We start from the raw sequence: 14,645 nt of genomic DNA, 5'->3' as shown, positions 1-14,645 counted from the left end.
GGCAATTTTAGCCCCCATCTAGTTCTTTTTCTCTTCCTCCAGATGGGCCTTGATACGTTCCAGCAAACGCAGACAGCCTTGCAGGCGAGGATTTTCACAGCACACATAGGCCTGCAAGAACAGGCGGCGAACGGTTTCTTTCACATCGGGAATATAGACAGCCTTGTCCAGCTGCATTTCAGCCGGAAGCTCAGCCTGGTCGAACCAGGCCTTGAGCTGGTCCACTTCTTCATGGGTATATACATTCTTGTTCGTACTCATATATAAAGAATTAAAACGGATAACCTACTGCAAAATGAAAGGCGAAGTCGCGCTTGAAGTCGGGAGAGACAATCGGGTAACGGTCGCGCCCGGTGTACATCGGATTGACGGCTTTCATACCGCCGTCGAAACGGATAATCAGGAAGTCCAGGTCGAAGCGAAGCCCCAATCCGTAGGCCACGGCCAGCTGCTTGTAGAAGCGGTTGAACTTGAACAGACCTTCAGGCTGCAACTCCCGGTTGCGGATGGTCCACACATTTCCGGCATCGATGAACGCAGCCCCGTTCAGTTTCCAGAACAGATGGGTGCGGTACTCCAGATTCAGGTCGAGCTTGATGTCGCCCGTGTGGTTCACATAGTCCAGGCTGTTACTGTCGCCCCGGTAACCTCCCGGTCCCAACGAGCGGACACTCCATCCGCGCACGCTGTTGGCCCCGCCAGAGAAGTACAGTTTTTCAAACGGAAGGCTCTTGGAGTTCCCGTAGGGCACGGCCACTCCCACCCCCACATGAAACACCAGTGCGTTGCGGTCGTCAATCATAAAGTTCTTGGCATAGTCGAAGTCCGTCTTCACATATTGGGCAAAGCCGATATTGGCCATCTGATAATTCTCCCCATTCTTCGGCTTCCCGTTAATCGCTTTCGAGAAGAGATACAGCAAGTTGCCCGACTCTTCAATGTTGAAACGAATGGAATAGGAATTCCGGCGCGAAGTCTTCAACGATGTGGCCCCGGAACTGTTGTACGTATAGGTATATCCCATACGCACGATAAACAAGTCTTCGTAACTGTAACGCAACAGGGGATTCCTCTCATCCATCAAATCCAGATACTCACGGAAAGTCTCCGAACGATACGGCATGTAGATATAGTTCAGGTCGAGCACATCGAAACGATGGGTAGCCCGCCGTTTGCTCCAGTGATAGCTCCATCCCGCAGATGCTACCGTACGCTCGAACTCCGGACGAATCTGCCAGTTGTATTTCACCGTCACCTCCGATGTGGCTCGGCTCCGGCGGCGGAAATCAGCCGAAAGGAAAGGAAACATGAATTCCGGGAAATTCAGGCTGGTCTCCACTCCATACTCCATGTAATTGCTGTTGGCATAGCCCTCCAGTCCCGTCACAGCCTCATAGGCCCCACGCACCTTGATGGTGAAAGTTTCAGACCCCTTGAACAGGTTGCGGTGGGTGTATGCCACCGAAGCCGCCGCTCCCAAATCGCCTGCGGAGTTGGTACCTTCAATCTCGAACGAAAGCGACTTGTTCTTGTTACGGGTCAGCATGACATACGCATCCAGGTAAGCCGAATCAGCCCGCAAGTCTTCCCGGAAACGGATATTGGAATATTTCAGGATATTCAGCCGTCCGAGCGCCGAATAGGTGTTCTGCACGTCGCGCACCCGATACAGCTGTCCCGTTCTCAAGTGATTGTTATCTCCAATCACCTGGGGGCGCAGAAACATTTTGTCCTTAAAATAAAACGTCATCCCCCCTGAACGGATGGAATCAATCCCTTGCAGACTTTCGGAAGCAAGATCGGCGAAATCCACATCAAACACAAAATCCACATTCCGGAGATAATACTGACGGTGCGGAGAAGGCGCATCCTCTTTCTTCCGACGGTAAGGATGCAGCTGCATAATCAGGTCCACATTACGTGAATTGCGCATGGTGTCCACCTGATATGTGATGAAATCCTTGTTGAAACGATAATATCCGCGGTTCTGCAGGAACTGCGTGATGCGGTCACGCTCCTGATCCAGCTGGTTGATATCCAGACGGGCTCCTTCCTTGAGGTAAGAACGGGCCGAATCAGCCATCAGGTAATCGTGAATCCGATAATCGGAAATATCATAGGCCACCCGTGAAATCAGGTAGGGGTCGCCGGAATGAATCTGATAATAGACCTTGATTTTCTTTCCCTTTGTCTGGGTGTGCATGCTCACCTGCCCGCTCATGTAGCCCATGTTGCGTACAGCCTGCTCAATTTGCAGACGTGTCTCTTCTGCCAACTCCGGATCATAAATACGGGGAGCATCTCCTATGCGATACAGGAAACGGTTCATCCACTTGGTAGAATCTTTTCCGGCAGCCCCGTAAATGTACATGGGAAGTTTCACCAGACTGAACCACTTGGCATTCGGTGTCTGACGGAGGTAGGCCGTCATCTGAGAAGACTTGATTTCCTTGTTGTCCGACTCCACCTTCACATTGTCCAGCAAATAATGCCCCTCCGGGATAAACTTACTGACCGAACATCCGCTCAGGAAAAGCAGCATCGCACACAGACCTATATAGAAACGGGGGGGTATCTTCATACAAACAAGCAGATATATGCAAAATTACATGCAAAGATAGGCATTAATTAAAAATATCTTCTTAGCTTTGTTCATAAAATATAATTAAAAATCCCCGTCACAATTATGCTGAGCAAAAACACAATCAAATACATCCGGGCACTGGAGATGAAAAAGTACCGAAAAGTTGAAAATGGGTTTCTGGCCGAAGGCAACAAACTGGTAGGCGACCTGCTAGGACATTTTCCCTGCCACCTCCTGATAGCCACCACCTCATGGCTGGAAAAACATCCTCTGCTACTGGCCAAGGAAACCATTGAAGTGACTCCGGAAGAGCTGGCCCGCGCCAGTCTGCTGAAAAATCCGCAGGAAGTGCTGGCCGTATTCGAACTTCCGTCGTACCCTTACGACGACACCCTGCCCGCCCACTCGCTCTGTCTGGCACTCGATGACGTGCAGGACCCTGGCAACCTGGGCACCATCATCCGCATTGCCGACTGGTTCGGCATAGAGGATATCTTCTGTTCCCCCGGCACGGCCGATGCCTTCAATCCCAAAACGGTGCAGGCCACCATGGGTGCCTTGGCCCGCGTCAAGTTGCATTATTGTGACCTGAAAGCCTTTATCCGCCTGCAGATTGAAAGGAAGATTCCGGTGTTCGGTACCTTCCTGGACGGTGACAGCCTCTATTCGCAGGAACTGTCGGCACACGGTGTCATCGTGATGGGAAACGAAGGGAACGGGGTATGCAAGGAAATTGAAGCGATGGTGTCACAGAAACTACTGATACCCAACTACCCGCAGGGACAGGAAACCAGCGAATCACTGAATGTGGCGGTGGCCACTGCCATTGTGTGCGCCGAGTTCCGCCGCCGCATGTCATAAACGCACCAGCCGACTTTTCGACGTAAACTTCATGGCCTGCAAGTCGAATCCCGTCACGTGAAACGCATACAAGGACTCTCCCCCTGTCACCGACTGGGACACTCGCAGGCAGAAATGCGGGAACGGCTCTCCTTCCCTCACCTCCGGCTGACAGGGAGCCAGTACCACCAGCCCTCCCAGCCACTGGGTCTGCCGGACCTCTTCTTCAAGCGGTTCCATGGAAACAAAGTGATGACTGGAAGCCTCCAGCCCTATACGCTGCATGCGGAACAGTCGGTTCTGCCCCGCATGCCAGAGATAATGAGATGCATAATAAATCATGGACTTCAACGCTTCATGAGTTCCGGCCGTTTGATTCTGTTTTGGCGAAGAGAATCCTTCAAAAGCGTGTCGGCAGGCTCTGTAGCCAGTGAATCGGATACTACCGGCAGAAGATGTTCCGGCGTACGGTAACGCATCAGCTGAATGCGGCTGACCAGCACCGAGGTTTCTTCCCCTCCGGTGTAGTACATGAAACCCGTCACATTCTTATATTTGAAAGCAGAATCGGGCGTGATGACCAAGCGTTGCATCCCCGACATGCTCACCACGCGCGTCATGCCTTGCGTACTGTCGTTGCTGAAAGTCAAGTTCACTCCCATCACCACACGGCCCGATGTTTTCCCTTTCGGCAGGAAAGAGAAATCAGCTTCCCATACCAGTCGGTCCTTCTCGTGGAAAGAGGTATCCGCCTTCAAATCAAAAGTCAGCTTGTTGGTCAGGCCGTAAGCCGTGAGCCAGTACAGTGTGCGGTCCTGCCACAAATCCACCGTATCGCCCGACAAGGAGACAGACACCTCCCCGCTGTGACGGATGGTCTGCTTCTTCAACTGCTCCGCCGTGGTCTCCATCCGCTTCTGCAAGTTCTGGTAGATGGTCGTCATCTCGTCGCTGTGACGGGAATACCACACCATGGAAGAATCAAACTCCGCTTCCGTAACATGGTGCTTCTTGAACACATAAGCCAGATATGCCTCCTTCTTGTAATTCTCATTGTATGGCAAATCGGCACTCAACGTCGTGGCCAAGTGATAATCATAAAGCAAATCCTCCATGGCTTGAGGCTGGATGACATCCTTGGGCACCTTCTTGCCGCACCCGAACAGGCCGCACAGCATCAAGGCCGAGACTCCTATAACAGCAATCCGTTTCATTTCTTGGCTTCTTTGGAAGTAGTGGACTCCGCACGGGCACCCGTATTCAGGTAGCGCGAATAAAAAATGAGCAATGCAATGATACCGCAGCTGATAGCCGCATCGGCAAAGTTGAATATCGGACTGAAGAAAATAAAATGGTCACCCCCCACAAAAGGCATCCAGTCGGGCCAGTAGGTATCGATAATCGGGAAATAGAACATGTCCACCACCTTGCCGTGCAGCCAGCTGGAATAACCTTCGCCCAGCGGCACCCACGAAGCAATCTGCGAATGTGTACTCTCACTGAAAATCTCGCCATAGAACACACAGTCGATGATGTTGCCCACCGCACCGGCCAGAATCAGGGAAAGGCACACCAGGTAACCGTTCTTCACCTTGTCCGTGGTCCGCTTCACCAGCTTGGTAATGTATACCGTAATCAACACGGCCGCCACGATGCGGAACAGCGTCAGAAACAGTTTGGCGAAAATCTCAAGCCCGAAAGCCATACCGTTGTTTTCGGTGAAATAAATATAAAACCAGTCAGTCACGTGAATGTTCTCATGCAAAAACATGTTTGTCTTTACCGAGATTTTGATAAGCTGGTCAATAATCAGCACCCCTGCCACTACAAGAGCAGCCAGACGACCCTGAGTGAGAAATTTCTTCATCTTCTTCAAATTACAAATCGATTCAAAAAAATTGAGAACTGAAAATTGAAAATGGCCCACTCTGAAAAAGCAGCGTTTTTTCAACCTTCAATTCCCAACTTCGAGTTAAAAACTAATGTTCGTTACTTCTTTCCATGCTGCTTGGCTTCAATGCTCAATGTGGCATGAGGCACCGCACGAAGACGCTCAGCGGGAATCAACTTTCCTGTTTCACGACAGATTCCGTAGGTTTTGTTCTCGATACGTACCAGTGCCGCGCGCAGGTTTTGAATGAACTTCAGCTGACGGGCAGCCAGACGGGTAGTTTCTTCCTTCGACAATGTGTTGGCTCCTTCTTCCAATACCTTGTATGTAGGAGATGTATCGTCCGTATCGTTCCCATCCGTGTTCATTATACTACTTTTCAGTTTCTCATAGTCGCGTTCCGCGAGCTGAAGTTTTTCCATGATAATGGCGCGGAATTCTTCAAGTTCAGCGTCAGAATACCTCGTTTTTTCAGCCATAGTGCTTAAAGTTTTAAGTTAATAATAGTATCCACCCGGCAGAACCGGGTGGATGAGTTCATATTACAATTTCGTTACATTGACATACAACGAAAAGTCATCAAAACTAATTTCCGTGCCGTTTTCCACTTCATCGGCCAGAACCAATGAGTTAGCCAGCACTTGGTTGCAAATATAAGTATTATATTCATTTATCGCGTCATCGGTATTCGGATTTTTTGACAACACAATCGCAATCTTGTCGGTAATCTCGAACCCGCTGTTCTTTCGGATGTTCTGGATACGGTTCACCAGTTCGCGGGCGATACCTTCGCGCTTCAGTTCATCGGTCACGGTCACTTCCAGCGCCACGGTCAGCTTGCCCTCATTGGCTACCAGCCAGCCCGGGATGTCCTCGCTGAAGATTTCCACATCCGATGCTTCCACTACGGCCTCTCCGCCTTCCAGCTGGAAGGTGTAGCTTCCGTTCTTCTCCAGTTCGGCGATGGCTTCCTGCGACATGCCTGCCACGGCAGCAGCCACGGCCTTCATCTGTTTTCCGAATTTCGGGCCCAGCTTCTTGAAGTCGCATTTCACTTTCTTCACCAGCACTCCTGCCGCACCGTCCACGAACTTGATTTCCTTCACGTTCACCTCGTTCATAATCAGGTCTTTCACTGCCTCGATATGCTGTTTCTGTGCCTCATCTACCACCGGAATCATGATGCACTGCAGCGGCTGACGCACCTTGATGTTCACCTTACGGCGCAAAGCCAGCACCATGGAGGTGACATCCTGTGCCATCTGCATACGGGCCTCCAGTTCCGCATTGATCAGGCTTTCGTCGGCCACCGGGAACTTGGCAAGATGTACAGAAACCACCTGGTCGCGTCCGGTCACGCCAATCAAGTCCATATACAGACGGTCGGCATAGAACGGAGCAATCGGTGCCATCAGTTTGGCCACGGTCTCCAAGCAAGTGTAGAGCGTCTGGTAAGCAGACAGCTTATCGGTCGACATGGCACTGCCCCAGAAACGTTTACGGTTCAGACGCACGTACCAGTTACTCAAGTTATCGTTTACAAAGTCGGTAATCAGACGTCCGGCCTTGGTCGGTTCGTAATCCGTGAAGCAAGCATCCACGTTCTTGATCAGCGTGTTCAGCAACGACAGAATCCAGCGGTCGATTTCCGGACGTTCGTTCATCGGCACGTCCTTTTCAGCGTAGGTAAAGCCATCCACGTTGGCATACAAGGCGAAGAATGAATACGTGTTGTACAAAGTACCGAAGAACTTGCGGCGTACTTCGTCCACCCCTTCCGTATCAAACTTCAGGTTGTCCCACGGAGAAGAGTTGGTAATCATGTACCAGCGCAACGGGTCGGAACCGAATTTCTCGATGGCGCCGAACGGGTCGACGGCATTGCCCAGACGCTTCGACATCTTGTTGCCGTTCTTGTCGAGCACCAGACCATTGGAAATGACGTTCTTGTAAGCCACACTGTCGAACACCATCGTGGCGATGGCATGCAGCGTAAAGAACCATCCACGCGTCTGGTCCACCCCTTCCGCAATGAAGTCAGCCGGATAGTAGCTGCGAGAGTCTATCAGTTCCTTGTTTTCAAACGGATAGTGCAGCTGTGCATACGGCATGGAACCTGAATCGAACCATACGTCAATCAAATCCGACTCACGCTTCATCGGCTTGCCCGAAGCAGATACCAGGATGATATCGTCTACATACGGACGGTGCAAGTCAATCTTGTCGTAGTTCTCCTTATTATATACGCCCGGCTGGAATCCCAGTTTCTTGTACGGATTTTCCGTCATGAAACCGGCAGCCACCGATTTTTCAATTTCGTCATACAGTTCTTTCACTGAACCGATGCAGATTTCCTCGCCCTCTTCGCTTCTCCAGATAGGCAGCGGAGTACCCCAGTAGCGCGAACGGCTCAGGTTCCAGTCGTTCAGGTTTTCCAGCCATTTTCCGAAACGGCCCGAACCCGTAGATTCCGGTTTCCAGTTGATGGTCTTGTTCAGCTCCATCATACGTTCCTTGCAAGCCGTAGAACGGATGAACCAGCTGTCCAGCGGATAATACAACACCGGTTTGTCGGTACGCCAGCAGTGCGGATAGTTGTGCACATGCTTTTCGGTCTTGAACGCCAGTCCCTGCTGTTTCAGCATCATGCAGATATACACGTCGAGTGATTCAGCTGCCTGAGCGGCTTTCTCGTCGTATTTGCCGTCGACGGTAAACTGCGGGTCGTAAGCATTCTTCACCCAGCGGCCTTCGTATTCCTTGTATTTCTCTACATCCACACATTCCTTCACGAACGCCTCACCCAGTTCCTCCATCAGATAGAACTTACCGGTCAGGTCGACCATCGGACGAGTTTCACCCTTTTTGTTGATCATGAACAAAGAAGGAATGCCCGCCGCACGTGCCACATTGGCATCGTCGGCACCGAATGTCGGCGCGATGTGTACGATACCCGTACCGTCTTCCGTAGTCACATAGTCACCCGGAATCACGCGGAACGCTTTGTCGGCAGCCTCTTTCCATGTGCCGTCTTCGGCAGCTTCCACCGGTTTCACCCACGGGATAAGCTGTTCGTATTCCATGCCCACGAGGTCGGTACCCTTGTACTCACCTACCACCTTGAACGGAACCAGCTTGTCGCCCGGCTTGTAGTCTTCCAGTGCCAAGCCTTCCGCCTTCTTGTTGAAGTGCGCATACAGCAACGGTTTAGCCAGCACCACCGTCATTTTCTCGCCATTGTATGAATTGTATGTCTGTACGGCCACGTAGTCAATCTTCGGACCCACGCAGAGAGCCGTATTTGAAGGCAAAGTCCACGGAGTAGTCGTCCATGCGATGAAGTACGGTGTACCCCACTCCGCCATTTCCGGTTTCGGGTTTTTCATCTTGAACTGAGCCACTACGGTCAGGTCTTTCACGTCGCGGTAGCATCCCGGCTGGTTCAGCTCGTGCGAGCTCAATCCCGTACCGGCAGCCGGAGAATACGGCTGGATGGTGTAACCCTTGTAGAGCAAGCCTTTCATGTAAAGCTGCTGCAACAGCCACCACAAGGTTTCAATGTAGCGGTTGTCGTAAGTGATGTACGGGTTGTCCAGGTCTACCCAGTAACCCATCTTATGTGTAAGGTCGGTCCATTCTTTCGTGAACTTCATGACATCCGTGCGGCAGTGCTTGTTGTAGTCTGCCACCGAAATCGTTTTACCGATATCCTCCTTGGTGATGCCCAGTGCCTTTTCCACTCCCAGTTCCACCGGCAGTCCGTGTGTGTCCCATCCGGCTTTACGCTTTACCTGGAAGCCCTTCATGGTCTTGAAACGGCAGAATGTATCCTTAATCGTACGCGCCATCACGTGGTGAATGCCCGGCATACCGTTGGCTGAAGGGGGACCTTCGTAAAACACGAAAGAAGGACATCCCTCACGTTCCGTCATACTTTTGGAAAACACATCGTTCTCATCCCATGTTTTCAGCACCTCCTTGTTGATTTCCGACAAGTTGAGCTGCGAATATTCAGTAAACTTCTTACTCATAATTGTTATGTGATTTTTTATCTATTATCTAGTTTATCAGGAAGAACCCTCCCAAATTTAGGCTGCAAATTTATAAGAAAAAAAAGTTATATAAAAGAAATCGGCGGAAAAACGACAGAGGGAGTGCCGAAGAGAGAGCAACCCACATAAAAACAGTTGAGGAAGCCCCTGAAGAGACTTCCTCAAAAAACGACACAATACCTTATTGTCACAGTTCCCCGTTGGAAATATCGAAAAATCTTTCAAAGAAGGCTTTCAGCTTTTCCAGCACAGTCTTCTTCTTGGTTTCACGACTCTTGTCGAAAATGGACATCGGCGGCAGTATCCGGGCAATTCCAGTTCCGGATTCCTGTATGTTTCCATCCTTGAACGACTGACTGACAAAATGATAGGTTTCTTCCGGCTTCAACTTTTCCTCAGAAATGATTTCATCCAACTGTTTATGTTGTTGTTCTTTTACGAACCGTTTCCATTCCTCGTTCACATGCTTATCAGGAGTCAGCTGATTGATAAAATCCTCTATCAGTTCCTTCTTGTTTCTCAAGTCCGGACTGGCACCGATGGCCTTCTGGATGGATACATGGATTTCCTTGTCGCCTACATTTCCGTCGTGCATCTGTTCAATCAGATACAGAATATAGTCGATATTGATTTCCACCTGCTTGATAAGTTCCATCTCGAACACGATGTCATCGTTCACATTGACCTTATCCCCTCTTACACGACGATACTTCTCATACAAATCAAGATACACGCTGTGATAATCCTGTACATCCCTTTCCGATAGAATCTCTTTTCCGGCAAACTGGTCGAAAGTAGAAAGAATGTTGGTGGCCTTCAAGATAGCGCCATACAAACGGATAAACTTCTTTTCCGCCTCTTCCCCCACGATGCGTTTGTCCAGCGGATAATCCTCCAGCAACGCATTGACCAGTTCCGTGTACCCCTCCTGATGCTTGCCGTTCTTGTCTTCATATCCGTTATAGTACTCCTCAAAAGTTTTGAGCAAGACCAGTCCGCCCGCTTCCTTGTCGCCGAAAAGCGCGATACTTTCATTGGTTGCCTGTTCCAGATTACGGAAACAGACAATGTTTCCAAACGTCTTGACTGAATTGAGAATACGGTTGGTCCGCGAATACGCCTGCAACAGACCGTGCATCCGCAGATTCTTGTCCACCCACAACGTATTGAGCGTGGTGGCATCAAACCCCGTCAGAAACATGTTTACCACGATGAGCAAATCAATCTCCCGGTTCTTCATACGTAGCGACACATCCTTATAATAGTTCTGGAACTTGTCGGCACTGGTATCATAATTGGTCTTAAACAAAGCGTTATAATCTTCAATGGCACTTTCCAGAAAGTCGCGTGAACTCTTGTCCAACGCATCCGTATTTTCTGAATTCTCGTCATCTACACACCCCGTATAATCCTCTTCCGCCTCATTTGCCCCGTAACTGAAAATGGTAGCCACTTTCAGCCTCCGGTCGGGTGGAAGTTCCGCCATCTGCCGCTTGAATTCCAGGTAATAAAGTTTGGCCGCTTCAATGGACGACACGGCAAACAAAGAGTTGAAGCCTTGGATATGCACTTTCTGTTTTTGCTCCTCCACTTCCTCCTTCCCTCTCTTTGCCGAAGCCACTTCCGCAATATTGGTCAATTTATGAAAGGCAAACCACCGGCCGTTCCGTTTGGTTTTCTGGTCGAAATGCTCCAGGATATAGGCCACGATACGGCGGATACGTTCGGGAGCCAGCAAAGCCTTTTCCCGGTCGATGTTGCGTACCTGCTCGTCCTTGATGTTTTCCTGTTCACGCATCGTGCTGATGTAATCCACCCGGAAAGGCAGCACATTTCCATCAGCAATGGCATCCACAATGGTATAGATATGCAGCCGCTTGCCGAATGCCTGTTCGGTGGTCTTTAAATCAAACTTAACACCCGTGCTGGAGTTGTTAGGGAATATCGGTGTTCCTGTAAACCCGAACAGATGGTATTTCTTGAATTTCTTCACAATAGCCGTGTGCATTTCGCCGAACTGGCTGCGGTGACACTCATCGAATATCAGCACCACGTGCTTGCCGTAAACCTCGTGCGTGCGGTTCTTGGCAATGAACACCGACAACTTCTGTATGGTCGTGATAATGATGTGCGCATTGTCATCCTCCAATTGCTTTTTCAGTACCGCCGTGCTGGTGTTGCTGTTGGCGGCCCCCTTCTCAAAGCGGTCATATTCCTTCATGGTCTGATAGTCCAAGTCCTTACGGTCGACCACAAACAGCACCTTGTCGATACCTTCCATCTTGCTGGCCAGCCGGGCCGTTTTAAAGGAAGTAAGCGTCTTACCGCTTCCCGTAGTGTGCCACACAAAACCGCCACCTTCCACCGTGCCATACTTCTTGTAGTTGGTCGATACCCGTATTTGTTGCAGAATACTTTCCGTGGCGGCAATCTGATAAGGACGCATCACCAAGAGCAGTTTTTCGGAAGTAAACACGCAATATTTGGTCAGGATATTCAGCAATGTATGCTTGGCAAAGAACGTGGCCGTGAAGTCCACCAAATCCGGAATAATCTGATTATCCCTTCTGGCCCAGTAACTGGTAAACTCAAAGCTGTTGCTGGTCTGATTCTTGCTTTTCGACTTACTATTTTTGTTCTGTTCCGCAATGTGCGACACACGGGTGGTATTGCTGTAATACTTGGTTTGTGTACCGTTGCTGATTACGAATATCTGCACGTATTCAAACAGCCCGCATCCGACCCAGAAACTTTCCCGGTTGTAGCGCCGTATCTGATTGAAAGCCTCTTTGATGTCCACTCCCCTGCGTTTCAGTTCCACATGCACCAGCGGCAATCCGTTTACCAAGATGGTCACATCGTAACGGTTCTCATGACTGCCTCCTTCGGGCACATACTGATTGATAACCTGCAGACGGTTGTTGTGTATATTGTCCTTGTCGAGCAGATAAATGTTTTTGGTGGAACCATCCTCACGGGTCAGCAACTGGATGTAATCATCCTGTACGATAGCCGTTTTCTCTACGATACCGCTGTTTTGGTTGGCAATCTTTTCCTTAAAGAAAGCCGTCCATTCCTTGTCAGTAAAACGATAGTTGTTCAGCTTTTCCAACTGACGGCGCAGATTCTCTATCAGTTCTTTTTCGGAAGTAATGGGCAGATAGTCATACGCCTGCGTCTGGAGCTGTTCGATAAACTCCTTTTCCATCTCCGCCTCGCTCTGGTATTGCTTGGCGGTGCGGTACCTCGGTTCATAATCCGACACCACAGTACTCTGCGGATTTTCCGCTACCATTTTATATTGCTCTGACATATTTATTCAAATTACAATTTTTTACAAAGCCGATATAGCTGTTTGGGGCTATTAGGTACTTCTTTAATAGTTGGTTCTATAAATCCATTTTCCATCAACGGTAGCAGGATTTTATTACGGATAAACTTAGGACAGCTTGGGACAGACTTAGGACAGCTTGGGACAATTAGTTAATATCCATACTTTCTGATTTATATGATTCAATGCTTTTCTATTCTGCGGAATACCAATAGTTTATTATGGTAATACTCGTATTGCTCCTGCACGACAGCAATTTCTGCCGGAAGTCCTTCGGATAAGTCGTTTACAAAAGGCTCTATAACCCCCTTTTCCATTTCCACCTCGCTCTGGTATTGCTTGGCAGTGCGGTACCTCGGTTCATAATCCGACACCACGGTGCTCTGCGGATTTTCCGCTACCATTTTATATTGCTCTGACATATCTTTTTATTCTGTATATTTTATAGCGTTGACATTTCTTAAAAAAATAGAACGTTTTCTTTCCCATTGAGTTATTTCAAGAGGAGCTAGATTAAAAATCTCTTGGAGAATTTTATACAAATCATTCAATCTACTTGCTGCGTCTTGTGCATTTACTTTAATAGAAATCTTACTTCCATTAACTACGCCTGTTAAGCCCGAGAAATCCATATCACTGGTCAAAATGGAACAAAAGCCAGAACGTAAAACCCACGCAGCTCCCATTTCATTTAGAGACACTGAACTTTTATAATATCTTGGTGAATGAAGAAATATCATAAAAAGATCATGGTTTTCAAAAAGTCCACGTAAAGTTTCAAAAATATCATCACTTAACCCTAAACCATATCCATCAACAGAACTACAAAACAATGTTTCTTTATTTAGTCCAATACTTTCAAGCAAATCAACAAGAGCTTCCGCAAACTCCTTATCCTTTGAAGAATGACTAATAAATACCATTGGACTATTTCCTTTTTTTTGATTATTTTCTGATTCCATATTAACTTTAGACATTAAAAGATTATATTTGGTATAGATTTTATTAAAGTTTGAATATAGAGAATAGCCATTACCTGAATTATCAAGATTTTTAAACTCCTTAAAATCACTATTCATATCAGTATAAAAATCACTAAGATATATCAATGCTTCTTTATGCCATTCTAAATACGCTTCAATTGATTTTCGTGAGTTTCTGTCACCCTTAGAAACTTCTTTATAATCATTCTCTAACTGACGGACTTTTTGTTCTTTTGTAAGAACAACAGGTTTTACTTCCTCGGTTACGGCTTCACTAACACACAAGTCATCCAATTGTTGCATCAACGTATTATCTATGCCTATAACTTGCATATCAAGCCGAAGAGCAGATACGTCAATATTTTTTCTCGTTTCATTGTGATAAAGATACAACAATTCACTTACTAACCATACCAAGGTTTCATTACCTTCTTCAAAAGAAATATTAAGCAAAAGCGTTAATGCATTACCTGCTTCATACTCATCAGAACCTATACCAAAAAATCTATTCTCCTGTTTCGCTTTTGAAAGACATTGCTCCCACATCTTATCTAATTTCACAGAAATAATCCAACGTTTGAATGAAATACTAAGCAAAAAAGAGTCCTCAATGATACATCTTAAATCCTCACGAAGAGGTTCTATTTTTGTGTCTGGTTTTATCATTATATGTTTGATTTAAGTTTTTTACTTATTTTACTAACTCTTTGATTACGGCTACAGCTGGAGAATACACATACCCGGATATGTATTTCCTCGCAGCCTTTGTCGTATAGGTTGTTTCGTTCACGTAGAAATTATATAATTCATCCAGTTTGATTTCTACGTAATTTCCGGTACTTTCCCTCTGAATGGTCAACAGATTACCTTGCACGGAGCACACCTTGTATGGCACTCTGTCTCTTACACTATAAACTACTTTTAGCGAGGCTATGCGCTCCTTAAACATCTGAAAACTCATCAT

13 protein-coding genes are annotated in these 14,645 nt (G+C 47.9%); 1 reads left to right on the top strand and 12 read right to left on the bottom strand.

Annotated features, from left to right (window positions below):
- Window positions 1-18: 18 nt before the first annotated feature.
- Together BQ7480_RS05930 and tamL are read right to left on the bottom strand one after the other, a co-directional pair.
- The gene (locus tag BQ7480_RS05930) at window positions 19-261 is read right to left on the bottom strand and encodes a DUF6965 family protein (RefSeq protein ID WP_072542117.1); all 243 of its coding nucleotides are present in this window, start codon (window positions 259-261) and stop codon (window positions 19-21) included.
- 10 nt (window positions 262-271) lie between these two features.
- On the bottom strand, window positions 272-2,581 hold the full coding sequence (gene tamL, locus BQ7480_RS05925; RefSeq protein WP_072542116.1) for a translocation and assembly module lipoprotein TamL: 2,310 nt from the start codon (window positions 2,579-2,581) through the stop codon (window positions 272-274).
- Window positions 2,582-2,686: 105 nt separating this feature from the next.
- Here tamL and BQ7480_RS05920 point away from each other — a divergent pair, with 105 nt between their 5' ends.
- Window positions 2,687-3,445, top strand: coding sequence for a TrmH family RNA methyltransferase (locus BQ7480_RS05920; protein WP_072542115.1), 759 nt, complete (start codon window positions 2,687-2,689; stop codon window positions 3,443-3,445).
- Here the strand turns inward: BQ7480_RS05920 and BQ7480_RS05915 are convergent.
- The 10 genes from BQ7480_RS05915 to BQ7480_RS05875 all read right to left on the bottom strand — a co-directional run bounded on the left by BQ7480_RS05915 (window position 3,440) and on the right by BQ7480_RS05875 (window position 14,645).
- Window positions 3,440-3,766, bottom strand: a complete 327-nt coding sequence (locus BQ7480_RS05915; RefSeq protein WP_139255729.1) for a hypothetical protein — start codon at window positions 3,764-3,766, stop codon at window positions 3,440-3,442. The two genes, BQ7480_RS05920 and BQ7480_RS05915, sit on opposite strands and share 6 nt — an antisense overlap.
- Window positions 3,767-3,771: 5 nt before the next feature.
- On the bottom strand, window positions 3,772-4,638 hold the full coding sequence (locus tag BQ7480_RS05910) for a DUF4296 domain-containing protein (protein ID WP_072542113.1): 867 nt from the start codon (window positions 4,636-4,638) through the stop codon (window positions 3,772-3,774).
- Window positions 4,635-5,291: a lipoprotein signal peptidase gene (locus tag BQ7480_RS05905; protein ID WP_072543923.1), complete on the bottom strand. Its 657-nt coding sequence runs from the start codon at window positions 5,289-5,291 to the stop codon at window positions 4,635-4,637. Before BQ7480_RS05905 ends, BQ7480_RS05910 begins: the two co-directional genes overlap by 4 nt.
- Window positions 5,292-5,413: 122 nt before the next feature.
- Window positions 5,414-5,794 (bottom strand): TraR/DksA family transcriptional regulator, encoded by a 381-nt coding sequence (locus BQ7480_RS05900; protein ID WP_022353887.1) that lies wholly within the window; start codon window positions 5,792-5,794, stop codon window positions 5,414-5,416.
- Window positions 5,795-5,857: 63 nt separating this feature from the next.
- A complete protein-coding gene (ileS, locus tag BQ7480_RS05895; protein WP_072542112.1) occupies window positions 5,858-9,346 on the bottom strand; it encodes an isoleucine--tRNA ligase in 3,489 nt (1,162 codons plus the stop codon).
- Window positions 9,347-9,554: 208 nt separating this feature from the next.
- A complete protein-coding gene (locus BQ7480_RS05890) occupies window positions 9,555-12,680 on the bottom strand; it encodes a type I restriction endonuclease subunit R (protein ID WP_072542111.1) in 3,126 nt (1,041 codons plus the stop codon).
- Between the two features lie 11 nt (window positions 12,681-12,691).
- A complete protein-coding gene (locus tag BQ7480_RS18360) occupies window positions 12,692-12,787 on the bottom strand; it encodes a hypothetical protein (protein WP_394332645.1) in 96 nt (31 codons plus the stop codon).
- A 93-nt stretch (window positions 12,788-12,880) separates the two neighbouring features.
- A complete protein-coding gene (locus tag BQ7480_RS18005; protein ID WP_210436322.1) occupies window positions 12,881-13,120 on the bottom strand; it encodes a hypothetical protein in 240 nt (79 codons plus the stop codon).
- 6 nt (window positions 13,121-13,126) lie between these two features.
- Window positions 13,127-14,347, bottom strand: coding sequence for a toll/interleukin-1 receptor domain-containing protein (locus tag BQ7480_RS05880; protein ID WP_072542109.1), 1,221 nt, complete (start codon window positions 14,345-14,347; stop codon window positions 13,127-13,129).
- A 25-nt stretch (window positions 14,348-14,372) separates the two neighbouring features.
- The gene (locus tag BQ7480_RS05875; protein ID WP_139255728.1) at window positions 14,373-14,645 is read right to left on the bottom strand and encodes a hypothetical protein; all 273 of its coding nucleotides are present in this window, start codon (window positions 14,643-14,645) and stop codon (window positions 14,373-14,375) included.

The sequence above is a fragment of the Bacteroides mediterraneensis genome, from assembly GCF_900128455.1.
GTDB classification, from domain to species: domain Bacteria; phylum Bacteroidota; class Bacteroidia; order Bacteroidales; family Bacteroidaceae; genus Phocaeicola; species Phocaeicola mediterraneensis.
This window is presented reverse-complemented; position numbering and strand designations above follow the sequence as displayed.